Below are 25,605 nucleotides of genomic sequence, written 5' to 3'. Positions count from 1 at the left end.
TAGGCTCTACCGGACAATATTCTGTCAACTAGAGCCTTATTGTTTTTGTTATTTAATCTTAAACAACCTTAAACTATTCAATATAACCAGAATCGCAGCTCCCGTGTCACTCAAGACAGCTAACCACAGTGTCAGCCAGCCTGGAACAATGAATGCTAGAGCTGCTACCTTAATTAAAACTGAGAACCAGATGTTCTGTTTAATGATGTTCATAGCTTTTTTACTGAGTTTAAAGGTGAATGGCAGTTTCTCTAAGTTATCGGCCATCAGAACAATGTCGGCTGTTTCGATTGCAGTGTCTGTTCCGGCGCCGCCCATGGCAATTCCTAGGTCGGCTGTGGCAAGAGCAGGTGCGTCGTTGATGCCGTCTCCGCCCATGGCGGTTTTGTGATTTTCCTGCTGCAGCTTTTTAATGCTGGATACTTTATCTTCTGGCATTAAGTTAGCGAAATAACGTGTTACCTTTGATTTTTCAGCCATCAGTGCGGCTGTTTGTTCATTATCTCCAGTAAGCATTACCATTTCATTTAAGCCGTCTGCTTCAAGCTCCTGGATTGCAGTGACGGTTGTATGGCGGATTGTATCTTCTACACAGATGACACCAAGGATTTCTGTGTTACTGCCGACAATGATGATTGTCTTGGCTTGCTGCTGCAGGTTATAAACAGCAGCAGGAACAGCTAGTTTCATTTCTTCAAATAACTTCGCATTCCCGGCATAAAAGGTGGTCCCTCCAATACGAGCAGACACGCCTTTACCGGCAATACTTTCGAACTTTTCACCTTGTAATTCAGTGATTTGCTGTTCGTCTGTGTAATCGACAATTGCTTTCGCGATTGGGTGATTTGAGTAAGATTCCAGCGTCTTGGCAATCTCCAGCAAGGACTCTTGGGTGCCTGCGAACACGTCTATATCGGTAACATTCGGTTTTCCTTCTGTAATGGTTCCGGTTTTATCGAGTGCAATTGCACTAATTTTACTGGCAGTTTCTAAAGCGGTTCCACCTTTGATTAAGACCCCATTTTTCGCGGCGTTCCCGATAGCTGAAACGATTGCGACAGGAGTAGAGATAACCAAGGCGCAAGGACAGGCGATAACAAGCAGCTCAAGCCCGCGGTAAATCCATTCACTCCAAGCTCCCCAACCTAAAAGAGGAGGAATAGCGATTACGAGAAGAGCAAGGACAAACACGACAGGGGTATAAACATTTGCAAATCGATCAATGAACGCTTGGGTAGGTGCTTGCTTGCCCTGTGCTTCTTCTACCATTTCAATGATCTTAGCAATAGTTGTATCTTCTGCTAGTTTGGTAACGTTAATTTCTAGCGTCCCGTTTTCATTGACGGTGCCTGCAAAGACACTGTCATGGATTGTTTTATCTACCGGAATTGATTCGCCAGTAATGGACGCTTGGTTGACACTTGATTCGCCTTTGATAATTTCACCGTCCAGCGGTATAAGGTCGCCGGGTTTGACGATAATTGTATCGCCCAGGGACACATCTTCTACAGCGACTTTTACGACATCGCCATTTTTTCTTACCCATGCTTCAGCCGGAGTGAGTTTCATTAGTTCTTTAATACTGTTTCGTGTACGGTTGACCGATTTTATTTGGAGAACCGCTCCTAAAGCGAACAGCCAAACGACGACCGCGCCCTCCAGCCACTCGCCAATAATGGCAGCGCCTATTGCAGCTGCCGACATAAGCACATTCATATCGAGTGATCCGCTTTTTATCGCATAATAAGAACTCTTCACAGGTTTAAATCCACTGATTCCCATGACAGCTGCATACAGAAGGATAGATACCAGATTAGGAATAGCAGTGAAACTTAAGCCAAACCCAAGGGCAAGCAGGAAACCAGATAAAGCAACAGCAATGGTAACAGAGTCAAATCCTTTCTGTTCCTCAGCTTGAGTTCCGCTTCGCTTGGAAGCTAAAGTTGCTTTGTAACCAGCTTTTTTTACTTCTTGTAGAATTGTCTCTTTCTCAGTATTATGATCAATGTTCATTTTTCCAGTCGAGAAGTTTACTTCCACATCTTTGACTTCTGGTAATTTCCTTAGGTGATTTTCCAATGTTTTAGCGCAAGCGCCGCAATCCATTCCATCAACTACATATATTTCTGCACTTTTAGACTTAGAAGGAACCTCAACAGCACTATAGCCAAGCTTGGAAACGGTTTTCGGAATTGGTTGCAAAGCTGTCTCATTTTCAGCGGCAACCTTCATTTTCCCGGCAGGAAACTGCACGTCAACTGTTTGAATTCCCGGAAGCTTTTGGATTGATTTCTCAATTGTCTTTGCACATGATCCACAATCCATGCCAGAGACATTGTAATCAAGGGTAAGGTTATTGGTTTGCGTGAATTGCTGTACTGAAGGAGAACTGCAAGTGCCGCCTTCACAGCAGTTGTCTTGTTCTTCCGCTATGACGTTAGCAGAAGAACAGCAGGAGTCACTACTATCTGATTCGTCCGGGTCGTCACCAGAGCAGCAAGCGTCTTTCTTCTCGACTCTTTCTTCTACATTAACCGCGCTGTTTGGTTCCGTAACAGTAGCGTTAGGGGTTATCGATACAGCAGACATAGTTTGCTTATTTGTACTGCAGCAACCGTTTGGCTGCTGCTCTGCTCCTTGGCAGCAGGAGCTTTTTTGATGATTATTGGTCATTTCGTCTTCTCCTTTACAGTGCTTTTTCTTTTTGCTGAGAAATTGCTTGCATGATGAAGTCAGCCATATAATGATCGCTTAGTTTATAGTAAACGGTTGTGCCTTCTTTTCTCGTAGTTGTGAGTCCTGCTTTTTTTAGTGTCCGCAGGTGGTGGGATGTACTAGCAACACTGCAATTTAGAATATTGGCCATGTCGCACACACACAATTCAGGTTCGATAGTTAATGCAGAGATGATCTTTACACGTGTCTGATCTGCGACTGCTTTTAGCAGAGCAGTAACCTCGTGCATATGCTCATCGGACAAATTTTCCTTCACTCGGTTAACCTTATCCTCATGGAGGCAAGTGACATTACATACTGCGGTATCTTTCGTCATTTTGTTGTCCCCCTTATTCAAATGTTGTCTTGAATAACAGTATATAAGAAGGTGATACGTTATTCAAATAATTGTTAGAATATTATATGAAACGTACATAACAATTTCCAAATGAAAAACCTAGCTTTAGAGATGATTGTGCTTGTTCCCTTATTTTAAGAAACCTCCGTATTTCTCCAGACTCAGTATCACTATCCTTTCTAACTATTACATTTAATAAAGCGTGACTTTATAAATACCAATTATACTTACTTGTCAATCTGCCTTATGATAAAAATATTACAATTACATTCAGAAGGGGTAGATGCGCATGGCAGGGAAGAAGCAAATTCAGTTTGGATTGATGCTGCATGGTCCGGGTGGACATATGAATGCATGGAAGGACGAATCGGTGCCGGCGGATGCCAGTGTGAACATTGATTATTATCAATCGATAACGAAACAGGCAGAGGAGTCAGGGTTTCGATTTGTTTTTGTCGCGGATGGTCTTTATATAAATGAAAAGTCGATTCCGCATTTTCTAAATCGGTTTGAGCCGTTAACCATTTTATCTGCGCTTGCGTCTGTAACAAAACATATTGGTCTTGTTGGGACCGTTTCGACTTCCTACAGCGAGCCTTTTACTATTGCGCGTCAGTTTGCATCGCTCGATAAACTAAGTAAGGGGCGGGCAGGATGGAATTTGGTCACGTCACCGCTTGAGGGATCGGCTGAAAATCATACAATCAGAAATCATCCCAATCATGCGCTAAGGTATGAGATTGCAGAGGAGTACTTGGAAGTTGTGAATGGGCTTTGGAGTTCGTGGGAAGATGATGCTTTTGTTAGAGACCGTACAACAGGTACGTTTTTTAATAAAGAAAAACTTCATACGCTGAATCATGAAGGCAATCATTTCTCCGTAAAAGGTCCGTTAAATATTGAACGGTCGGATCAAGGGCAGCCGGTTGTTTTCCAGGCGGGATCTTCCGAAGCGGGAAAAAATCTCGCAGCAAAGGGGGCGGATGCTGTCTTTATGAATGCAGACTCCCTGGCAAAAGCGCAGGCCTTTTATAAAGATGTGAAGAATCGTGCTGCGGCTATGGGAAGGGAGAAGTCTGCAATAAAGATATTCCCTGGAATACACCCGATAGTTGGAAGTACCGTAGATGAGGCAGAGAAAAAATATGATGCCATCAAAAATTTAGTATCCATTGAGGAAGCGTTAAATTATTTAGGAAGATTTTTTGATCATTATGATTTTAGTCAATTCCCATTGGATGAGCCATTCCCGGATATTGGAGAGATTGGGTCAAACAGCTTCAAATCGACAACGGATGGAATCAAAAAACTAGCAAAAGACAATCAGCTTACATTGCGGGAAGTGGCCTTACAAGTGACTACTCCTAAAAGTGCGTTTTTCGGCACGTATGAACAGGTTGCAAATCAGCTGATACAATGGGTGGAAGAAGAAGCTGCCGATGGCTTTATTTTTGGGGCTCCTATTCTTGCCAGCGGCCTGGACGAATGGGTAGAGCATGTGATTCCGATATTAGAGGAAAAGGGTTATTGCGATAAAAGTTACAAAGCTGAAACGCTGCGGGGGAATCTTGGATTGGCATATAAAGAGAATGTTCATCTTAAAGAAACTGTAAGGTAATAGAAAAGAAGTTAGCCTGGTTGAACTGTACCCTTTGTAAAGGACATTTTAAAAAAGACTAGGCAACTTTCTGTAAGAGGTGATTCCTGTATGATACAGGGGTCACCTTTTTTAGATTCCACTGCCCTCTGTAATGATTGTAGTAGGTCATATAGCTTTTCACTTTTTTCTGAAGCTCTTTCAACGTTTTACAGGACTTTATATTTGTTCATCTTTAAAGTGGCCAAAAAATGATTCTTGAGGAGCATTGTCCCAACGTTCCCTCGTCGGGACATAGATTGTCCGATTCCATAGTGCTTTAATAATTTTTGATAAACTGGATGTGTGTAATGCACACCTTGGTCGGAATGGATGAATGCTCCTTTGGCTAATTTGATGTTGTTATTCTTCTTCAATTTTTCTATCGTAATGGTCGCAATATCTAATGTTAGAGCTCAAGAAAGGTGATAAGCAAGCACCTCATTGGTTGAGCCATCCAGAATAGTAGATAGGCTTTTCTTCCATTGGCATCATAAAGATAAGTGATATCTGTTAATAGTATCTTTCTCGGTCCCCCTTTCCATCATGTCGAGCTTTTTTAGGAGCTCGTTCTCTGCTTCCAATAGACGTACTTTCGACTCTAAACGCTTTAATTCTCCTCGGCAGATAGCTTCTTTTCAGATGGACGCCCTGAATTATCTTTACAGTTATCTTGGAGACCCGCAATACCTCTCTTCCGATAAGCATCTCTCCAACGTTTACTCGGTGATTGAACCCGTTTATTACCAATCATCTCCACATCAAAACCTTGTCTTCGCTAAATATTTGCCCAGATGTTTTGCCTTCGTTCTCTGCAATGAATAATCGCTTAAACTCATCGGTATAAGTAATCCCTTTGGAAGCATACGGGTTCTCCTGTAATTTTTGTATATCTTTATCATTAAATATCTTTTTACTCATCGTTTCTCAACTTCGTACATTTGAATTTGTCCCCATTATACAGAAAAGTACCCTATAGAGTAGACTTTTATCAAAGTGTCTACTCTATAGGGTACAGTCTAGGTTCGGCTAACCTCTTTTTTTAGTTACTAACTGCACGAGCAATGCCAGCAGCCGACTTGTTATGAAAGGCATCTTCTATTAAATCAATTAACTGTGTGGCAGCTTTTCCTGGCGTGTCATGTGTTCTTCTAAGCAGACCGATCGGCGGGGAAACCGTCATCCCGTTTATTTCGACCACTTTAGTACCGGGGATGGAGAAGGAATGGGCAGTGCGTGTAAATAGAGAGACGCCCAAACCTGCCTGCACGTAGTGTTTATGAGACATACTGCTCGTTATTTCAATTTTTTTATAAGCTGTCCCGATTGCTTCCACGATATTTTGTTCAATTTGAATGCGTATCGGACAATTATGCGGTGTGAATAAAATGGTTTCATGCTGCAGTTCCGTTATGTCTGCAGTACTCTTTTCTGCAAGTGGGTGGGAAGAGGGCACTAACAACACAATATCATCTTGATACAAGGGTTTAAACACATTCTTCATGGAAACTTCCGGGGCTCCGCAAATGGCAAAGTCAATCTCGTCATTATACAGCAGCGAGCTTAATGTGTTGGCATCTGCTACTTGTATCGATAATTCTACATGTGGATACTTCTCTTTAAAGTCAGCAATGATGCTAGGAAACTCTAAGCTGGCAGTAGGCTCCGATATGCCTATTCGAATCAATCCTGCCATACCAACTTCTAAATCTTGCAGCGTATTCGTCAGTTTTTCGTACTCTTGCAGCACGGATTTAGCTCGCTCGTAGAAGACTCGGCCAGATTCGGTCAATTTTAACGTTTTTCCTCTTTCAAGCAGTTTCTCACCAATTTCTTCTTCTAAATGTTTGATGTGCAAGGTGATTGTTGGTTGCGAATAATTTAAAACTTCGGCAGCTTTTAAAAAGTTGCCCTGTTTGACGATTGTAGCAAAAGTTCGGATAGCGCGAATCTCCATGATAACCCCTCGTTCCTCTCTGATTTCAAAGTTCTGAATTGCGCATTTACTAAAACTAATTATACTTTTTTGATTGTTTGCCTTATTATAATTTACATGAGCAACTATTCCAAGTGGTTTAGGTGGAATTAAAAGGAGGATCACGATGACAAGAGTTACCCTAGTGGCCGGCGGAAATTCTGTTCATTCCCGACTTACGGGCGTACTGCAGCATGTACAACGTTCTTTGGAAGCAGGAGGAGCGGAGCTGAACGTCATCCAAGTGCACCAGCTGCCAAGTAAAGCCTTACTGACTGCTGATTTTTCTAACAAAAACATGAAAGAAGCAATTGAGCGAGTGGAAGCTAGTGATGGTGTCGTCTTCTTGTCGCCTGTATACAAAGCAGCTTACTCCGGTATTTTAAAAACATTTTTAGATATGCTTCCGCAGAAAAGTTTAACAGGTAAGCCGGTGCTGCCGCTCATTTTAGGCGGAACCAATGCGCATTTGCTTGTCCTTGATTATGCACTCAAACCAGTTATTCATAATTTGGGAGCCACTGCGGTTCATACGGGCGTTTTCGTATTAGACAAACAAGTTACAAAACTTGAAGAAAATCAATACGTGCTGGATTCAGAAGCAGTAACGCGGCTAAACAACGCGCTTGCATTGTATAAAAGTTCTTTAGGAGGGAAGATGGATGTCTATCACACTCAATATTCTTGATCAAAGTCTTGTAGGAGAAGAAGAACAAGCAGAGCAGGCAATTCAGAATACGGTAAGACTCGCACAGGTCGCAGAAGAACTTGGATACCACAGATTTTGGGTATCCGAGCATCATAACAGCAGAGAGGTAGCGGGGTCGGCTCCAGAAGCGCTTATCGGCTACCTATTGGCGAAAACAAGTACTTTAAAAATTGGCTCAGGCGGCGTTATGCTGCAGCATTATAGCCCCTACAAGGTGGCAGAGCTATTTCATGTGTTAGCATCACTTGCTCCGGGCAGAGTAAATCTTGGCGTCGGCAAGGCGCCTGGCGGTTTAAATTTATCTACGCAAGCATTACAGGAAGATGTAAAGCCAGCTCATAAAGGCTTTACACAAAAATTACTCGACCTGAAAGCATACTTCAATAAAGCGGAACGGACAGAAAAATTAGAAGCGACGCCAGTTCCAAGCTCTGCACCCGAAATGTTTTTGTTAGGTGGAAGCGCCGAGAGTGCGGAACTTGCGGCAAAACAAGGCATATCCTTTGTATTTGCTTATTTTATAAACGGAGACAATGCGGCATTACAAGAAGCTAGAGAGTCCTTTGAAAAACACAGCCCTAAAGGTGCGAAGCATAAATTTCTTCTGGCGCTCACTGTCGCTGTGGCAGAAGACGAAGAAAAGGCGCTTTCGTACATAAAACAAAGAGAATCTGTTAAGATAACATTCTCTGATGGAAGAAAGCTTAATGTCGGATCAATACAAGATGCAAAGGAGCTTGTGAAAGACGCCGATAAGGCAGACTACTTTATAAAAATCCAGAAAGCAGGCTATCTTTCAGGAACGAAAGAAACAGTAAGCAAAAACTTGCATGCATTATCTCGAACATATGACATTGACGAAGTGATTGTACTATCACCAATTGCAGAAATCGAGCAAAGAATTGCAATGTTTACATCGCTTAAAGAAGCATTAGACACCGACGACAATTATAATCAAAAATTTACTGGTGAGGTGGGTATTTGATGGCCGCGGAGAAAAGAATAGTAGTATGGAGCAAGCAAGGCTGCAGTTATTGTGAGACAGTGAAAGCATTTTTAACAGAGAAAGAAATTCCTTTTTCAACAATTGATGTAACAGGAAATGACGCATTTCGCGATATCTTGGAGGTGAAATATGACATTCGCTATGTTCCTGTTGTGGAAATAGGTACGGGAACATCATCCTATCAAGCGGTGTTGAAACCCGATATAGAAGCTTTGAAAGAAGCTTTAACATTGTATATTTAAACTGGAGGATCATAATGAGTAAAGACATTTTTCGTATTGCAACCGAAGCCGATGCACCGGCATTTTTAGAACTGCTTTCTAGTGCTTTTAAACCACTTGGAGAGATGGGAATTGATTGGCCGTCAACGAGAGCTACATTGGAGATGGTGACAGACAACATTAAAAATTCGACAGCGGTCGTCCTGGAACGAGACGGCAGATTGCTATCGACTATTACGATTCGTTTCCCATGGGAAAGCACGACGCCGGTTTCAGGCTACCCATTCGTATGGTGGTTTGCCACAGATCCAGATTTAGCCGGTCAAGGGATTGGTAACAAATTACTGAACTATGTGGAGAACACATTGTTAATCGACACATTCAAAGCACCCGCTTATACATTAGGAACTTCTGGTCGGAAACACCCTTGGCTGCTGCAGATGTATGAGGGCAAAGGGTATAAGCGATATTTTGAGCATGAAAATGATAATGGAGACTTAGGCGTACTTATGTACAAAGTTCTTATTCCTGAGCGATTTGATGCTAATGTATTGGGTACTCCGCCATTTGCTGATAAGCAAGTTGAACAATCTTCTAAGTAAAGAGGAGGGACAACAGTGAATGAGTTCTTCAAATGGGAATATGTTATCACTTTATTTCCGAAAGTGTTGTCGGCATTGCCGACAACATTATTCATTGTCTTATTTGCTACGCTGATTGGCAGTTTCTTAGGCATGATCATTGCTTATTGCAGGATTGAAAGGATACCGATTGTAAATCAAATTAGTGCCGTTTATGTTTCTTTTATCCGAGGAACGCCTATTCTAGTCCAGATGTTCATTGTATTTTATGGAGTTCCAAGCTTACTTGGCGTAATAGGTATTGATATTTCAAATTGGAATAGGCTGTATTTTATTTATATTACTTATGGAATCAATACATCCGCATATTTTTCGGAAATCTTCCGTTCAGCAATATCAAGTGTTCCTGCATCGCAGTATGAAGCAGCTGCATCCATAGGATTGACTAAGTGGCAGACGTATCGGCGAACGTTAATTCCACAAGCGGGAAAAATTGCGTTTCCGAACCTTGGTGTTTCTATTGTAAACCTTCTGCAAAATACGTCGCTAGCCTTCTCTTTAGGTGTGCTGGATATTATGGGCAAAGTGCAAACCTTGGGAGCTTTATATTATCGCGTGTTAGAAGGGTACTTTATTGCTGCCATCATCTTTATTGTCCTGAGTATCTCCTTGGAGAAACTGTTCAATATGCTGGAAAAAAGGATGCATGCACCTAAAAGAAGCAGACAGGTTACCATGCAGCCATTAGCGTTAGAGAGAGCCGAGAGTGCAATGACAGTACAAAAAAGCATAAAGTAAAGCCAAACAGGAGGTAAGATCATGAAAATTTATTCAATATTCAAAATATACAGTATATTAGGTATTGCTGTTCTTATGACGCTTCTGCTTACCGCTTGCGGAAGTGCAGATACTGCAGAAGAAGCGAGTGCTGCTAACAATGATCCGGATGCGAAAGAGTTGGTGATTGGAACAGGGAACGCCTACCAGCCATTTGTGTATTTGGATGAAAACGGGAAGCTGACAGGGTATGAGAAAGCTGTTTTGGAGGAAGTAGATAATTTGCTGCCACAATATAAATTTAAATATGAGTCATTTGAATTTAAGAATGTGCTGCCTGCATTGGATGCAAACAAAGTAGATTTAGCAGCACATCAATACGAAATCAACGAAGAAAGGCAAGAAAAGTACCTATTTGGAACAGTCGGCTATACAGATTATACAAGCTATGTAGTTGTAGATGGAGATTCCAAAAATGATTTCCAAACGCTGGACGATCTGGCGGGAAAGAAAGTGCACACATCAGCGGGAAGCAACTTTGCTTACCTTTTAGAGCAGTATAACAAAGAACATAACAATAAAATTGAAATTGTCTATGGTGATGGCGGGAATGAAGTGCTCATTAACAACCTTCAAAATGGGACAGTGGATGCAGCGTTATTAACCAAATATGATGTCGATAAATTAAACAAACAATTTAGCGCAAATCTTGTTACATCAGGTGAGCCAGTGAATGTGTCTAAAACATATTATCTCTATCAAAAAGATAATACAAAACTTCAAAAGGAGATAGATGGAGCTTTACAAGAATTAATTGACAACGGAAAATTGGCCGAGCTTTCAGAAGAATATCTTGGAGGAGACTTTACCAAATAGGAAGGAGCTCAGTGTATGGATTTTGATTTTGCATTTATGTTTGAAGCTTCTCTGGCTGCGTTGCACTATTTACCTATTACACTGTTATTAGGGTTTCTGCCGCTTATATTTGGCTCGGCTATTGGGTTGGGCATCGCGTTAATACGTCATTATAAGATACCGATACTCGCTGTATTCTTTAAATGGTTTGTAACGATATTTAAAGCTATACCAGTCGTGTTAATTTTGCTCGTTTCCTACCTTGTTTTTTCAGACGTATTTGATACAATGGCAGACTCTCTTGCCCTGTCTATCTCTTTCAGTGACATAGATAGAAGATGGATTGCTATTTTTGCACTCACTTTATACGCGACAAGCGGTTTATCGGAAATATTCAGAGGCGCTTTAGCTTCAATTCCAAAAGGGCAGACTGATGCAGCCTCTTCTGTTGGCTTGACTAACTTACAGGTTTTACGAAGAGTGATGATTCCGCAAGTCATTCCGCTGGCATTGCCTTTAGTGAATAATATGCTAATCAGTTTAATTAAAGCTTCTTCTCTTGTCTCGATGGTATCTGTCGTAGATATTCTCAATGGTGCGGTAATTGAAGCAAATGTGAATTATCGTTATCTGGAAGCATATGTAGCCGTGTCGATCATTTATTGGGGAGTATGTGCGTCTATCGAAGCAGTAACGGCAGGATACGAGAAATACGCACATAGAAGCAGAAGGAGACAATTTGCATGATAGAAATTAAGAATATATCCAAATCCTTCGGTAAAAACGCTATCTTAAAGGGAATGAACGTGAGAATAGACAAAGGAGAAGTAGTAGTGATATTAGGACCGAGCGGCTCCGGAAAATCCACGTTCTTAAGATGCATCAACTTCCTGGAAAGAGCTGATGCAGGAGAAATCAGCATCGGTCAGACAAAAGTAGAATTCAAGAAAGCAAAATCGAAAGAAATACTCGCAGTACGCAGACAAACAGCAATGGTCTTTCAACAATATGATCTTTTTCATCATAAATCAGCAATTGAGAATATTGTAGAAGGCCTTATTGTTGCACGAAAAGTGCCTAAAGAAGAAGCTTATGAAAAAGGCCTGGAGTTATTAAGTAAAGTAGGCTTGAAGGATAAAAGAGACGCTTACCCGCGTCAATTATCTGGAGGACAGCAGCAGCGAGTCGGAATAGCCCGCGCACTCGCGCTAAATCCGGAAGTAATATTATTCGATGAGCCTACATCAGCACTAGATCCCGAATTAGTTGGAGAAACATTGGATGTCATAAAAAAAGTCGCACAAACCGGTGTAACGATGATTATCGTAACGCATGAAATGAGCTTTGCTTATGAAATTGCAGATCGCGTCATCTTCATGGAAGATGGGATAATAGTGGAACAAGGTTCACCAAAAGAATTATTTGAACAAACGAAGGAGGAAAGGACAAAGCAATTTTTGGCTAGGTTTAGCAGATAGTGAAGAAGTTGCGGACATAGGGACTGACCCATTCTCAGACAGCGATCAAAAGCCCTTCAAACAGCCGATTGCCGATATGTATTGATGATTGGTTTATAGATAGTAATTGAAAAGGGATCAAATGTTGTATGTAAGAAGTAATTCGTAACCGATAGAGAGTAGCAAAGGTGTAAACGTCACTATTGTGTTACTCTCAGGGTTACAATTCAATCTCTGTATATGCTTTTTTCACACTCATTTTTGTATAAGAAAGACAAAAATTACATATATTTCTGCGACACCGTATATTTTCGGAACAAATAAGAAGCCCGACGCCAATAACTCCAGATAAAGCAATTAAAAATTACACCGTTCCAAGCATTTTCGGGCATTGGGATCTAGACTGGGTATACCGAGATACAGAATCTGGCTACAACCTCGTGTTAGTTTTGTCATGTGATCAGCAGGTTTTATGATAAGTACGTAACTAAGTATTAGAGTCTTCGTTTAAGAAGGATTGTCAGATGAAAAGGTTACTGTTACTCCATTTATTGTATTTGAATTTTTTAGGTGTGGTTCCGGTTTACTTTTTAAAAACTTTTGTAAAATGGCTTTGATCGTGAAAATTAAGCAAGGTATAAATTTCAGAAATTTGATATTCAGTTTGAGTAAGAAGCCTTTTTGCTTCTTCTACTTTTTGGTTAAGAATATATTCCGTTATAGCCATGCCTAGCTCTTTCTTAAACAATGCTGATAAATAGTTTTGATGCATATTCACTAACTTTGCCATTTGTCCCAATTTAATTTCCTCATAAAGGTGTTTGAAGATATAGGATTGGCACTTATTAATAGGAGGAGTGTATTTTTGCTGTTTAATCTCATCTACACGATCTGTAAAAGCATATAGGACTTCATTAAGATAAGACTCCATACCTAACACTTGTTTAAAGTCTTCCACCCCTTGTATATAGTGATCATTCATGGTGTAAGCCAATTTATGATGAAGTTCGCTCTCAATGGCAAACGCATTGCAAGAGTGATAGATGTTATAACCAATTTTTTTGACTTCTTAAATGACTTTTTTTTGAAAGAATTCCTAAATGCTCATCAAAATCAGGGTATTTAAATAGTTTTTGAGGTTATCTTTATCACCCTCATTTACGCATTTCATCACCCTTTGTTCCCACTTGTAAGAATTGTGAAAAAAGTTTTCTTGTCGATTTTTAGATATATGTAACTCAGGATTCTCTTCTAGGGTGGCATTTTTTGATAAATGGTTGTTCCTTTGAATAACTTCATTAACTGTAAGGCGCTCATCATACAGAAGATTAGCAGCTATAACGCTTATGTGCAGAAGAGTACGCTGATTTATCACTCATAAAGATGCATAATAATTTGCCAAGGTGTCCATTGAGAATCTCAGTTGACTATCATTTATTAACCTGTTTCATTACTAATAGACGAATAGATGGAGGGGCCTAAAACCCAAACTCCATGTAATTTATCATTGTCTCCAACCTTGAAGAAGATATAGTTCTCCAATAAGCTTTTGGTGCATAAAACGGGAACATTTAAAGGAGCAGTAAAAAATCTAGTTGTTGTAATAATTTATCATAAGATGGATAAATGAGATTGCTCGTTACATTTTCCGGAAAACTTGTAACAACCTTAAAGTTCTTATTAAATAAAAAGCAGGTGTGTGCATTGTTCCATAAAAATTCTTTGGAGTAACTGCACTCATTAATAAGATATCTTTCATTTTAAAACGCTGTGACTATTTAATTACAAGAAAAGATAATGAGATATTAATAACGTACTATGAAAGCGGAAAACTCAAATTAGATCATAAATAGCCAACAGAATGCCGGTGTCTATGAGCGGATACCTTGTATGCTTGCTGTCATTTTCCCTACAATAAAGAAAGAGTATGAGAAGAGGGCAGGTGGGCGTATGAAGCTCAGTGTATTAGATCAGGCACCAATCAGGAGAGGTGTTTCGCCGGAAGAAGCACTGCAGGAGAGTGTTGAATTAGCGCAGTATGCAGAGAGATTAGGTTATGAGCGCTATTGGTTGGCGGAGCATCATAATACAAACGGATTGGTAAGCGTGGCGCCTGAAATTATGGCAACACGGATTGCTAGTGCGACGAATACAATTAAAGTTGGAACTGGCGGTGTTTTGCTGCCTCAATATAGTCCGCTGAAGGTAGCGGAAACATTTCATACATTGGCTGGTCTATTTCCCGGACGAGTTGATCTGGGCGTTGGTCGATCTCCTGGAGGGACGGAGCAAACGAGACGTGCTTTAGCTGATGGGGCGGAAAGTGGGATGAGAGCGTTTCCGAGAAAACTGGAGGAACTGCAAGGATTCCTATATAATACGCTGCCTCGTGAGCATCCTTATCGCTCGGTAAAAGCATCTCCTCGTATAACAGAAGCAGCGCCATTATGGGTGCTCGGGTTATCGGAAGGAAGTGCGAAGCGGGCTGCTGATTTAGGAATCGGTTTTGTATTCGGTCATTTTATTAGTCCTGCTAAGCCGAAAGCGATGCCTTTATATAAGGAAGCATTCCGTCCGTCTAAAACGAGAAAAAAGCCATATGGCATTGTTTGTATTTTTGTTGTGTGTGCAGAAACAGAAGAAGAAGCAGAAGCATTAGCGGAAAGTCAAGATCATTGGCTGCTTAGTGTCGGGAAAGGACGCGATACGCAAATCCCATCCCCTGAGCTGATAAGCAAACGTGAACTAACAGAAGCGGATAAAGAGGCGATACGAAAAAATCGCCAACGCTGTGTGATTGGAACGCCGGAAAAGGTAAGAATGGAGTTGGAAAGGCTGCAAGAGGTTTATCAAGCAGATGAGTTTATGCTGATTACTAATATCTATAATAAAGAAGCAAAATGGAAATCATATGAACTGATTAAACAAGAGGTTGATCATAATAGTATTATGTAAACAATTGTGTGTGAAAAAGGAGCGAAAAATTCTCGCTCCTTTTATTTGTTCCAATGCGCTTCAATAAAATCATCACGGCCAGATTTTGCACGGTCTTCTTCATACGCTTCTGTTTCTTTCTTATAGAAGTCCTGGTGATAATCCTCGGCAGGATAGAAGACGGCTGCCGGCAATACTTCGGTGACAATCGGCTGTTTAAATTTGCCGCTTTCCTCAAGTGCTTTCTTCGAGAAATTTGCTAATTCTTCTTGTGCAGCATCATGATAAAAGATGGCAGTCCGGTACTGGTCGCCGCGATCGTGGAATTGACCGCCTGCATCGGTTGGGTCAACCTGCGGCCAGTAGAGGTCTAATATTTGCTGGTACGCTATTTTTGTTGGGTCATACGTGATTTCGACAGCTTCATAATGACCTGTTGTGCCTGTTTTCACTTGTTCGTATGTCGGGTTTTCGACATGGCCTCCTGTATAGCCGGAGATAACCGATTCTACGCCGTCCCATTGATCAAACGGCTTCACCATACACCAGAAGCATCCTCCTGCGAATGTTGCTTTAGCAAAGTTTGTTGTCATGGTTCCTAGCTCCTTCCTGGTGTTCATATGACTTATTTTACCCCATTTAATCTGCTTGTACTAGTATGGTAAACTATAAGGATGAAAGATATGAAGGAGACAAAGATATCATTATGAAAAATCATATATTATTAGTAGACGGCATGGCGATCTTGTTCCGTGCATTTCACGCTACTGCTTACCGCAATTATTTTATGGTGAATTCGAAAGGCATGCCGACGAACGGCTTGCATGGCTTTATTCGTCACTTAGCCGCGGCTGTCGATCATTTTGAGCCGACACATGTTGCCGCTTGTTGGGATATGGGTTCAAAAACGTTCCGCAGTGAGATGTTGGATACGTATAAAGGAAACCGCGAAGCACCGCCTGTTGAGTTAATCCCGCAATTTGATGCAGTAAAGCAAGTTGCGGCGGGTTATGGTATTCCGAATATCGGTCTGAAAAATTATGAAGCAGATGACTGTATTGGCACATTGGCTTGTTTGTATGCGGAAGAAGGGCACCATGTGACAGTTCTTACCGGAGACCAAGACATGCTGCAGCTGGTTCGCCCGAATGTAGATATTGNGAGCAGGGCCGCTTAATTCCAGACGAAGAAATCAAACAGGAAATGGCTGCTGAAGCACCATATCAAGATTGGCTGGATAACAATATGGTATCGCTGGAAGATCAGACTAAAACGGATGACAGCGCAGTAGAAGATTTGGTCACCAAACAGAGAGCTTTCGGTTATACGTATGAAGATGTTCAAAAATACATCGTACCGCTAGTTTCTGAAGGCAAGGACCCAATCGGTGCTATGGGAAATGATACACCACTAAGCGTATTGTCTGATCGCCCGCAATCTTTATTCAATTACTTTAAACAGCTGTTCGCACAAGTAACAAACCCGCCGATTGACGCGTATCGTGAACAAATCGTTACGAGCACGCTTTCTTATCTTGGGAAGGAAGGCAATCTGCTGCATCCTAATGAAGCCAACTGCCGACGGATCAAGTTAGCATCTCCTATTATAACGAATAACCAGCTGGAGCAGCTTGTTGCTGAACCAAGCGGCGATTTCAAACTGCAGGAGATCCACACCTTATTCGGCGAAGATTTGAAGAAGAGCATGCAGCGAATTTTCCAAGAAGCAGAAGAAGCAATCAGCAAAGGAGTCAGCGTTCTTGTATTAACAGATCGTTTGATGTCGGATATTTATGTACCAGTACCGACACTTCTTGCCGTAAGCGGCTTGCATCAGCACCTTGTTCGGAAGGGATTGCGCACAAAAGTTAGCTTGATTGCTTCTGCCGGAGAAGTGCGGGAAGTACATCATGTTGCGACACTGCTTGGCTATGGCGCAGATGCCATTCATCCTTATTTGGCTTATGCTACGCTGAAAGAAAGTATTGATAACGAAGATATTAAGCTATCTTATCCGGAAGCTGTGAAACAATATGCAGCAGNCGCGAAGCACCGCCTGTTGAGTTAATCCCGCAATTTGATGCAGTAAAGCAAGTTGCGGCGGGTTATGGTATTCCGAATATCGGTCTGAAAAATTATGAAGCAGATGACTGTATTGGCACATTGGCTTGTTTGTATGCGGAAGAAGGGCACCATGTGACAGTTCTTACCGGAGACCAAGACATGCTGCAGCTGGTTCGCCCGAATGTAGATATTGCTATCATGCGAAAAGGTGAGGGCAACTACGAAGTATTTCAGGAAGATAGCTTTTTTGAACAAAAAGGGCTGACACCAGCCCAAATCATTGATATGAAGGGCTTGATGGGGGATAGCTCCGATAATTACCCAGGCGTAAAAGGGATTGGTGAAAAGACAGCAATCAAACTGCTTACGCAATATGAAACAATTGATCAGCTCCTAGAGAAGTTAGAAGAACTGCCGAATGGCGTACGAAAGAAAATTGAATCTGACTTAGATAACCTGCATTTAAGCAGAAAGCTTGCTGCTATTCATTGTGAAGTGCCGATCAGCTGTTCACTTGAAGATGCGAAATGGGAAGTAGACGAGAAGCAGAAGCAGACTATGCTTGAGGAATTCGAATTAACAAAGCTGAGCCGTTTGCTGCGTCCGGCTGACAGTTTAACAAACTAAAAAGAGTAATTGTGCATCTTGCACAATTACTCTTTTTTTATCTGAACTGCTGCAAGCGAGAAAAGAACTCGCGGACAAAATCATAAAATAAGCGTTCGGAAGGGGCCACCTGTCTTTCTTTCGGCATGATAATGCCGACAGATCTTCTGACTTCTGGGAACGTGATTGGAATTTTCGTCGTAAGCCGGGGTGTCGCATCATAAAATGTACTTTCCGGCAAAATGCTGATGCCGATATTAGCTGCGACAAGTCCTTTAATCGCATCCAAATCTTCCCCTTCTGACGACACTTTTGGCACGAAACCTGCTTTTTTACATCCGTCCATCACGAGCTGCCGTAATTTAAATCCGTGGGGAAAGAGAACAAATTGCTCGTTTTGTAAATCTTTTAATTGCAGCTGTTCGCGTTCTGCGAATTGGTGTGCAACTGGTACGAGGGCAGAAAAACTTTCGGTAAACAGAATTTCGCCTTCGATACGATCATGTTCTCTTGGTACGGGACCGATAAAGGCGACATCAATATCACCGCGTGATACTTGCTCAATTAAAAATTGGTATGTTCCCTGCCGAAGCTGGAATTGTATATTCGGGTAGGCCTCTTTAAAGGAATAAATAACAGTTGGCAGCAGCTGACCTGCTAAGCTGGTTGGAAAGCCGATCTTAATGGAACCTCGTTCTGGATCCAAATGCTCATCAATTTGTTTTTTCGCGTAATCAATTGCGTGCATGGCTTTTTCAATATGATTCAAAAATGTCCGGCCGATTTTAGTCAGTTTTACATTTCTGCCTTCCCGTTCAAACAGATCGACACCCAGTTCATCCTCTAAATTGCTGATTTGTCGACTGATGGCTGACTGTGCAACAAGTAAATATTCAGCAGCTTCCGACATATGCTCCCGCTTGGCAACCTCGATAAAATAGCGCAGTTGACGCAATTCCATGGTGTTTTCCTCCTACCTATCTCAATATGAGATTGATTCTATCTAAATTATATATTGTTTCGATTAATTAGAAAACCTTACAATGGTTAATAAGACAACATGTCGGTTCGAGACAGAGAGTGAGGGATTAATAATGGCATTTCATTTTCTACCAAAAGCACAAGGCTTATATCGCCCGGAATTTGAGCACGATGCATGCGGTATCGGCTTATACGCGCATATGAAAGGGGAAGCCGCCCATTATATCGTTCAAAAAGGATTGCAGCTATTATGCCAGCTGGATCACCGCGGCGGACAGGGGAGCGATCCTGCATCCGGAGATGGTGCTGGAATTATGGTTCAGCTTCCACACCGTTATTTTTCCGAAAAGACAGAATATTCATTACCTGAACCAGGTGCCTATGGTGTGGCAATGGTATTCTTCAACACACAAGATACACAGCAAGAAGAGCTGGAAAGCAAAATAAACGCACTTGTAGAAGCAGAAGGGCAGCAGGTAATTGGCTGGCGCACTGTTCCTGTCGATGACACACATATCGGAACAATGGCGAGTGATGTGAAGCCTTTCGTCCGTCAGCTTTTTGTTGGAATTGGAGAAAGAACAGAAAAAGGGCTTCCGTTCGAACGGAAACTTTACGTGATCCGCAAACAGGCCGAACAAGAAGCAAAAGAGATGCAGCAGCATTTGTATTTCGCCAGCTTCTCCAGTGAGACAATTGTCTACAAAGGGATGCTCACATCTGTTCAAGTGGACCAGTTCTACCTTGATCTGCAAGATCCGCTTTTTGAAAGTGCATTTGCACTTGTGCACTCTCGCTTTAGCACGAATACGTTCCCGAGCTGGGAACGTGCACATCCAAACCGTTATCTTATTCATAATGGAGAAATTAACACGCTGCAGGGGAACGTTAACTGGATGCGTGCCCGTCAGAAGCAGCTTGTATCCAAAGCATTTGGAGCAGATACAGCAAAGATTCTTCCTATATTAGACACAGACGGCAGTGATTCCTCCATCATGGATAATGCTTTTGAATTCTTTGTGCTAGCTGGCCGTAAACCAGCGCATGCTGCCATGATGATGATACCGGAACCATGGGATAAGAATCCATACATGGATGCAGAAAAACGAGCTTTTTATGCTTATCATAGCACATTGATGGAACCGTGGGATGGCCCGACTGCCATTTCCTTTACAAATGGCAAACAAATTGGTGCTGTTCTCGACCGAAACGGATTACGTCCAGGTCGCTATTATGTGACGAAGGATGATCATCTTATCCTTTCTTCTGAAGTAGGCGTCCTAGATGTGGAAGAGGAAAATNATGCAGCAGCAATGACGGAGGGTGTCGTTAAAGTAATGTCGAAGATGGGCATCAGTACGGTACAAAGCTATCGCGGTGCACAGATTTTCGAAGCAGTCGGCATTAGTCATGCTGTTATCTCTAAGTATTTTACTGGAACAACTTCCCAAATAGACGGGATTGATTTGAATACAATTGCTGCCGAAGCGAAAAAACGTCATCAAGCTGCCTACAAAGCAGCAGCTTCTGCCCTGGATACAGGCAGCGAGTTCCAATGGCGTGCAAATGGCGAGCATCATGCATTCAACCCGAAAACAATCCATACGCTGCAATGGGCCTGCCGTCAAAATAACTATGATTTATTTAAAGAATATACCGAGGCGGCTGATCAGGAACGTTTAGGATTCTTAAGAAACTTATTTGATTTTAAAAACGTCAATTCTATTCCGATTGATGAAGTGGAATCAGTTGAAAGCATTGTAACGCGATTCAAAACAGGAGCGATGTCATTCGGTTCTATTAGTGAAGAAGCACATGAAGCACTCGCTATCGCGATGAACCGTCTTGGCGGTAAAAGTAACAGCGGAGAAGGCGGCGAGAATGCCAAGCGTTATCATTTGGACGAAAACGGCGATTCCAGACGAAGTGCGATTAAACAAATCGCTTCCGGCCGCTTTGGCGTGATGAGTTCTTACCTTGTCCAGGCAAATGAGCTGCAGATTAAAGTGGCACAAGGAGCAAAACCAGGAGAAGGCGGTCAGCTTCCAGGGAAGAAAGTATATCCATGGGTAGCCGATGTACGTAAATCAACACCTGGGGTGAACTTGATTTCACCACCGCCTCACCATGATATTTACAGCATTGAGGATTTGGCGCAGCTAATCCACGATCTGAAAAATGCGAATCGCGATGCGCGAATCAGTGTTAAATTGGTTGCAAAAGGCGGCGTTGGCACGATTGCTGCCGGTGTAGCAAAAGGCAGCGCGGACGTTATTGTTATTAGCGGATACGACGGCGGAACTGGCGCATCACCGAAAACAAGTATTAAACATGCCGGCCTTCCATGGGAGATCGGACTAGCGGAAGCACATCAGACACTCATGCTGAATGGGTTGCGTGACCGCGTCCGTTTGGAAACCGATGGCAAGCTGATGACTGGCCGTGATGTCGTGATGGCAGCATTGCTTGGAGCGGAGGAATATGGCTTCGCGACAGCTCCGCTCGTTGTACTTGGTTGTGTGATGATGCGCGTCTGTCACATTGACACATGCCCAGTTGGAATAGCTACACAGAATCCAGAGCTGCGGAAGAAGTTTATCGGAGACCCAGATCATGTTGTTAACTTTATGACTTTCATCGCGCAAGAAGTTCGCGAAATCATGGCTGAACTTGGTTTCCGAAACATGGAAGAAATGGTTGGACGTACCGATGTATTAGAAGTATCTAATCGCGCTAAAACACACTGGAAAGCTGGTCAGCTTGATTTGAGCAGACTGCTGCATCAAATTGACGGTACGCGTACGTACACAACACCGCAAAACCATAAAATCGACATCGCATTGGATACAACCGATATTCTGCCACATATGGAAAAAGCACTCGCTGGCAAAGAACAAGTGCATCTTGAGCTGCCGATCCGTAACATTAATCGTGTGGCAGGAACGATTGCCGGTAGTGAAATCAGCAAGAAATTTGCTGAAGCTGGGCTGCCGGAAGACGCTGTTAACTTACACTTCAACGGCTCCGCTGGGCAAAGCTTTGGTGCTTTTACACCAAAAGGCATGACCTTGACTGTGACAGGAGACGCCAATGACTATGTAGGAAAAGGCTTATCGGGAGCGAAGTTGATCGTCAAAAAACCAGTTGATTTCCGGGTTACAGCTGCTCAGCATGTTATTGCTGGGAACGTAGCTCTATACGGAGCAACTTCCGGTGAAGCATATATCAACGGTATGGCTGGTGAGCGTTTCGCCGTTCGGAACAGTGGTGCCACTGCAGTTGTCGAAGGCATCGGGGAGCATGGGTGTGAATATATGACTGGCGGTAAAGTTGTTATTCTTGGAGAAGTAGGCAAGAACTTCGCTGCAGGTATGTCTGGCGGAATTGCTTATATCCATTCAACGGATCGTGCAGCGTTCAAGCAGTTGTGCAACACGGAAATGATTGATTTTGAACAGCTAACAGATAAAAAGGAAATTGCTGTGCTGCGCAGTATGATTGAGAAGCATGCGGCGTATACCAATAGCGAAAAAGCAACCGTCATTTTGGAAAACTGGGAAGCAGAACTTGCAAGCTTTGTAAAAGTAATTCCGATTGACTACCGCAGCATGCTGCACCAAATCGAAGAGCAGCAAGAGCGCGGACTTACGCAGGAGGAAGCAGTCATGGAGGCGTTTGTGCTGAAGAACCAGCAGCCGCGTCCAGTGAAGGAATCCGAAAAGCCTGCAGCAGTACATTAAGAGAGAGGTGTAAGTATGGGGAAAGCAACCGGATTTATTGACTACAAAAGAGAAGAAGCAAATGAACGTGATCCTAAAATACGTATCCGGGACTGGAACGAATACGCCGCTCCTTTCTCTGATGCTACGCTGAAGACACAAGGTGCCCGCTGTATGGATTGCGGTACGCCATTCTGTCACATCGGCATGGAAATCGGCGGCAGCACATCCGGCTGTCCGATTTATAACTTGATTCCAGAGTGGAATGACCTTGTGTATAAAGGGAAGTGGAAGGAAGCATTGGAACGATTAATGCTGACGAATAACTTCCCAGAATTCACTGGTCGTGTCTGTCCAGCTCCGTGTGAAGGTTCTTGTACCGTTGCGATTAGCGACCCAGCAGTTGCGATCAAGAATATTGAACGTGCCATTATCGACAAAGGGTTTGAAAACGGCTGGATCACACCACGCATCCCTGCGAAGCGTACGGGTAAGAAAGTTGCCATCATCGGTTCGGGCCCAGCGGGTCTTGCCAGTGCTGATCAGTTGAACCAAGCAGGTCACGCTGTAACGGTATATGAACGTGCTGATCGTGCTGGCGGACTGCTGATGTATGGTATTCCTAACATGAAGTTAGAAAAAGATGTCGTAGAGCGCCGTGTCAATTTGCTGCGCCAAGAAGGAATCGACTTTATCTTGAATACCGAAATCGGGAAAGATATTCTGGCAGATGACCTTCGCGCACAATACGATGCTGTGATTCTCTGCACGGGTGCTCAGCAGCAGCGCGATCTCGTCATTCAAGGAAGAGAAGCGAAAGGTATCCATATTGCAATGGACTATCTGACTGTATCAACAAAAGCGTTGCTGGATGGTAAGCAAGATGCGCAGCCAGAATTTAACGCCGCTGGTAAAGACGTTATTGTGATCGGTGGCGGCGACACAGGAGCAGACTGTATTGCAACAGCTGTCCGTCAAGGCGCAAAAAGCGTGACGCAATTCGGTAAGCATCCATCGCTTCCGCTTGCCCGCAGTGCAGATAATCAATGGCCGGAATATCCGCATGTATTTGGTTTGGAATACGCACACAAAGAAGCTAAAGCTGCGTATGGCGAGGATCCTCGTCAATATAGCATTCAGACAACCAAATTTGTGAAGGATGAACAGGGCAATTTAAAAGAATTGCATACAATAGATATGCAAAAAGTACGTAATGATAAAGGGATGTTTGTCTACCAAGAAGTTGAAGGCTCCGAAAAAGTATGGCCTGCAGAGCTCGTTTTGATTGCAATTGGTTTTGAAGGAACAGAAACGCCGTTGCTTACTGAATTTGGCGTAAATGTAACCCCAAACAAACGAGTAGATGCGGCTTACGGAGATTATCGTACAAATGTAGATAATGTCTACGCTGCCGGTGACAGCCGACGCGGTCAAAGTTTGATCGTTTGGGCAATCAACGAAGGCAGAGATGTTGCCAAGCAAGTAGATCTTCAGCTCATGGGTGAGACTGTTTTACCTTAATATTCAGCAGAACTTCCAATCTAGGAGGTTCTGCTTTTATTATGCCGTCAGAATCATGTGCTATCCAGTAACTTGTTAGATTGTTTACCAGTATTTTGACAGAATACCTTCAGATAGCTGGTAATGTGCCGATATACAAGTAATGGGGATCAATGAGGAGGAAGTGTATGTTTACGAAACGCAAAAGAGAGAGAAATGCAGAAACAGGGCAGAACAGCCTAGATACACAAAGAGCAGAAGTAGTATTAAAAATTGATGGCGAACTAAAAAAACAACTGGATATGATTCACCTGACAAAGGAAGACCTGCGTATTCTAACCGAATTAGAGCCTGTCATTTGCCAAAAGATAGACAGAATTGTAAGCAGTTTTTATCAAAACATTATGAATCAAGATAACTTGCTGCATATAATTGAAAGCAACAGTACAGTGGAACGACTGAAAGGCACATTAAAACAACATATCCAGGAAATGTTCAATGGCCGAGTAGATCATGATTATATTGAAAAACGAAAGCGAATTGCCTTGATTCATGCCAAAATTGGACTAGAGCCAAAGTGGTATATGGGTGCGTTTCAAGATTTACTGCAGCAAATGCTGCACATCTTTGAAAATGAGCAAATGGATTTTCCGGCTTATCGAAGAGCAGTGCTAGCGACAACTAAGATATTCAACATCGAGCAGCAAATTGTGCTGGATGCGTACAACACGGAACATGAGCGGGTACATATCGAACATATAGCAAATCAGGATCAGCTGCACGGTAGTATTCAGCATACGTCTGAAACGCTCACCAGTATTTTTACACAAGTGAATCGAGCTGTTGAGGGATTGGTTGCTTCTTCTGAATCGCTGACAGAGCAAAGCGTGGAAACGAAGCAGACGGCAAAGGAAGTTGTCACACACTCAGAAGAAGGACAGGCAGGGCTTATCTCCCAGCAAGAACGTATGCAGCGGATCGCTACACAGATGAGTGCGGTACAAGAAGAACTTGCGACGCTAGAAGAAGCAGCTGCGAAAATTGGAAGCATTGTGGAGTTGGTGGAAGGAATTGCGGAACAAACAAACTTGCTTTCGCTCAATGCCTCCATTGAATCTGCTCGGGCAGGTGAGCAAGGAAAAGGGTTTGCCGTCGTGGCGAGTGAAGTCCGGAAATTAGCGGAAGAAACGAAAGCATCCGTTTCCGATGTTACGGGGCTTATTCAAGAAACGCATGAACAAATACGCAATGTGAACCAGTTCATGGGCACTGCGGAGGAACTGATCAAAAGCGGTACTGTGCAATTAGGGGATGTTACTTCACAGTTTGATACAATCATGAGCCATTCACAGAATAATGAGCAAGTCAGCAGCCGAACGGAAGAAAGTATACAGCGCTTTTCGAACGAGCTTATTGATGTAAGGAAAGCGATGCACCAAGCAGAAAGTGTGCTGCGCCAATTGAATGATTTAACCGAGGCATAAAAAAACCAGCAGTCGAGATGACTGCTGG

The 25,605-nt window shown here is 42.7% G+C and carries 22 protein-coding genes and 1 pseudogene; 16 read left to right on the top strand and 7 right to left on the bottom strand.

Annotated elements, in window-relative coordinates; genetic code table 11:
- Window positions 1–48 precede the first annotated feature (48 nt).
- Window positions 49–2,673: a heavy metal translocating P-type ATPase gene (locus B1K52_RS13885; RefSeq protein ID WP_077309225.1), complete on the bottom strand. Its 2,625-nt coding sequence runs from the start codon at window positions 2,671–2,673 to the stop codon at window positions 49–51.
- 13 nt (window positions 2,674–2,686) lie between these two features.
- On the bottom strand, window positions 2,687–3,052 hold the full coding sequence (locus B1K52_RS13880) for an ArsR/SmtB family transcription factor (RefSeq protein ID WP_077309223.1): 366 nt from the start codon (window positions 3,050–3,052) through the stop codon (window positions 2,687–2,689).
- A 310-nt stretch (window positions 3,053–3,362) separates the two neighbouring features.
- Here B1K52_RS13880 and B1K52_RS13875 point away from each other — a divergent pair, with 310 nt between their 5' ends.
- On the top strand, window positions 3,363–4,691 hold the full coding sequence (locus tag B1K52_RS13875) for an LLM class flavin-dependent oxidoreductase (protein ID WP_077309221.1): 1,329 nt from the start codon (window positions 3,363–3,365) through the stop codon (window positions 4,689–4,691).
- Between the two features lie 58 nt (window positions 4,692–4,749).
- On the opposite strand, the pseudogene B1K52_RS13870 reads toward B1K52_RS13875, so the two are convergent.
- Together B1K52_RS13870 and B1K52_RS13865 are read right to left on the bottom strand one after the other, a co-directional pair.
- Window positions 4,750–5,630, bottom strand: a pseudogene (locus B1K52_RS13870) (IS3 family transposase).
- A gap of 121 nt (window positions 5,631–5,751) precedes the next feature.
- Window positions 5,752–6,666 carry a LysR family transcriptional regulator gene (locus tag B1K52_RS13865; protein ID WP_077309219.1) on the bottom strand — a complete coding sequence of 305 codons (915 nt, stop codon included), beginning with the start codon at window positions 6,664–6,666 and terminating at the stop codon, window positions 5,752–5,754.
- Between the two features lie 145 nt (window positions 6,667–6,811).
- Between B1K52_RS13865 and ssuE the strand changes: the two genes are divergently transcribed.
- Genes ssuE through B1K52_RS13825 form a run of 8 tightly spaced genes read left to right on the top strand, consistent with a single transcriptional unit; the run spans window position 6,812 to window position 12,311 of the window.
- Window positions 6,812–7,372, top strand: a complete 561-nt coding sequence (ssuE, locus tag B1K52_RS13860) for an NADPH-dependent FMN reductase (RefSeq protein WP_077309217.1) — start codon at window positions 6,812–6,814, stop codon at window positions 7,370–7,372.
- Complete coding sequence (locus tag B1K52_RS13855; RefSeq protein ID WP_077309215.1) at window positions 7,347–8,378, top strand: LLM class flavin-dependent oxidoreductase; 1,032 nt, start codon at window positions 7,347–7,349, stop codon at window positions 8,376–8,378. The genes ssuE and B1K52_RS13855 overlap by 26 nt, the downstream gene beginning before the upstream one ends.
- A complete protein-coding gene (locus tag B1K52_RS13850) occupies window positions 8,378–8,641 on the top strand; it encodes a glutaredoxin family protein (protein ID WP_077309213.1) in 264 nt (87 codons plus the stop codon). Before B1K52_RS13855 ends, B1K52_RS13850 begins: the two co-directional genes overlap by 1 nt.
- 14 nt (window positions 8,642–8,655) lie before the next feature.
- Window positions 8,656–9,222: a GNAT family N-acetyltransferase gene (locus B1K52_RS13845; RefSeq protein WP_077309211.1), complete on the top strand. Its 567-nt coding sequence runs from the start codon at window positions 8,656–8,658 to the stop codon at window positions 9,220–9,222.
- 15 nt (window positions 9,223–9,237) lie between these two features.
- Window positions 9,238–9,999: an amino acid ABC transporter permease gene (locus B1K52_RS13840; RefSeq protein WP_077309209.1), complete on the top strand. Its 762-nt coding sequence runs from the start codon at window positions 9,238–9,240 to the stop codon at window positions 9,997–9,999.
- A 21-nt stretch (window positions 10,000–10,020) separates the two neighbouring features.
- Window positions 10,021–10,854 carry a transporter substrate-binding domain-containing protein gene (locus tag B1K52_RS13835; protein WP_077309207.1) on the top strand — a complete coding sequence of 278 codons (834 nt, stop codon included), beginning with the start codon at window positions 10,021–10,023 and terminating at the stop codon, window positions 10,852–10,854.
- Window positions 10,855–10,869: 15 nt separating this feature from the next.
- Window positions 10,870–11,580, top strand: coding sequence for an amino acid ABC transporter permease (locus tag B1K52_RS13830; RefSeq protein ID WP_077309205.1), 711 nt, complete (start codon window positions 10,870–10,872; stop codon window positions 11,578–11,580).
- Window positions 11,577–12,311: an amino acid ABC transporter ATP-binding protein gene (locus tag B1K52_RS13825; RefSeq protein ID WP_077309203.1), complete on the top strand. Its 735-nt coding sequence runs from the start codon at window positions 11,577–11,579 to the stop codon at window positions 12,309–12,311. The genes B1K52_RS13830 and B1K52_RS13825 overlap by 4 nt, the downstream gene beginning before the upstream one ends.
- Before the next feature lie 562 nt (window positions 12,312–12,873).
- Here B1K52_RS13825 and B1K52_RS13820 read toward each other — a convergent pair.
- Window positions 12,874–13,272 (bottom strand): helix-turn-helix domain-containing protein, encoded by a 399-nt coding sequence (locus tag B1K52_RS13820; protein WP_077309201.1) that lies wholly within the window; start codon window positions 13,270–13,272, stop codon window positions 12,874–12,876.
- 968 nt (window positions 13,273–14,240) lie between these two features.
- Between B1K52_RS13820 and B1K52_RS13815 the strand changes: the two genes are divergently transcribed.
- On the top strand, window positions 14,241–15,245 hold the full coding sequence (locus B1K52_RS13815; RefSeq protein WP_077310606.1) for an LLM class flavin-dependent oxidoreductase: 1,005 nt from the start codon (window positions 14,241–14,243) through the stop codon (window positions 15,243–15,245).
- 41 nt (window positions 15,246–15,286) lie between these two features.
- On the opposite strand, the gene msrA is transcribed toward B1K52_RS13815, so the two are convergent.
- Window positions 15,287–15,817 carry a peptide-methionine (S)-S-oxide reductase MsrA gene (gene msrA / locus B1K52_RS13810; RefSeq protein ID WP_077309199.1) on the bottom strand — a complete coding sequence of 177 codons (531 nt, stop codon included), beginning with the start codon at window positions 15,815–15,817 and terminating at the stop codon, window positions 15,287–15,289.
- Window positions 15,818–15,882: 65 nt separating this feature from the next.
- Between msrA and B1K52_RS13805 the strand changes: the two genes are divergently transcribed.
- From B1K52_RS13805 to B1K52_RS13795, 3 genes are read left to right on the top strand one after another with little or no spacing between them, the layout of a single operon-like run.
- A complete protein-coding gene (locus B1K52_RS13805) occupies window positions 15,883–16,401 on the top strand; it encodes a 5'-3' exonuclease (RefSeq protein WP_444851938.1) in 519 nt (172 codons plus the stop codon).
- A gap of 26 nt (window positions 16,402–16,427) precedes the next feature.
- The gene (locus B1K52_RS13800) at window positions 16,428–17,291 is read left to right on the top strand and encodes a glutamate synthase central domain-containing protein (RefSeq protein ID WP_077309195.1); all 864 of its coding nucleotides are present in this window, start codon (window positions 16,428–16,430) and stop codon (window positions 17,289–17,291) included.
- Window positions 17,231–17,914 (top strand): 5'-3' exonuclease, encoded by a 684-nt coding sequence (locus B1K52_RS13795; RefSeq protein ID WP_077309193.1) that lies wholly within the window; start codon window positions 17,231–17,233, stop codon window positions 17,912–17,914. Before B1K52_RS13800 ends, B1K52_RS13795 begins: the two co-directional genes overlap by 61 nt.
- A gap of 37 nt (window positions 17,915–17,951) precedes the next feature.
- Here B1K52_RS13795 and B1K52_RS13790 read toward each other — a convergent pair whose 3' ends face one another.
- Window positions 17,952–18,854 (bottom strand): glutamate biosynthesis transcriptional regulator GltC, encoded by a 903-nt coding sequence (locus B1K52_RS13790; protein ID WP_077309191.1) that lies wholly within the window; start codon window positions 18,852–18,854, stop codon window positions 17,952–17,954.
- Between the two features lie 82 nt (window positions 18,855–18,936).
- Between B1K52_RS13790 and B1K52_RS13785 the strand changes: the two genes are divergently transcribed.
- The 3 genes from B1K52_RS13785 (at window position 18,937) to B1K52_RS13775 (ending at window position 25,577) form a co-directional block, all read left to right on the top strand.
- A complete protein-coding gene (locus B1K52_RS13785; protein WP_373022504.1) occupies window positions 18,937–22,614 on the top strand; it encodes a glutamate synthase-related protein in 3,678 nt (1,225 codons plus the stop codon).
- A 15-nt stretch (window positions 22,615–22,629) separates the two neighbouring features.
- Window positions 22,630–24,114 (top strand): glutamate synthase subunit beta, encoded by a 1,485-nt coding sequence (locus B1K52_RS13780; RefSeq protein ID WP_077309187.1) that lies wholly within the window; start codon window positions 22,630–22,632, stop codon window positions 24,112–24,114.
- 167 nt (window positions 24,115–24,281) lie between these two features.
- Window positions 24,282–25,577 (top strand): globin-coupled sensor protein, encoded by a 1,296-nt coding sequence (locus B1K52_RS13775; protein ID WP_179106560.1) that lies wholly within the window; start codon window positions 24,282–24,284, stop codon window positions 25,575–25,577.
- The last annotated feature ends 28 nt before the right edge of the window (window positions 25,578–25,605 follow it).

Source organism: Terribacillus halophilus, from assembly GCF_900162685.1.
Taxonomy (GTDB): domain Bacteria; phylum Bacillota; class Bacilli; order Bacillales; family Amphibacillaceae; genus Terribacillus; species Terribacillus halophilus_A.
This window is presented reverse-complemented; position numbering and strand designations above follow the sequence as displayed.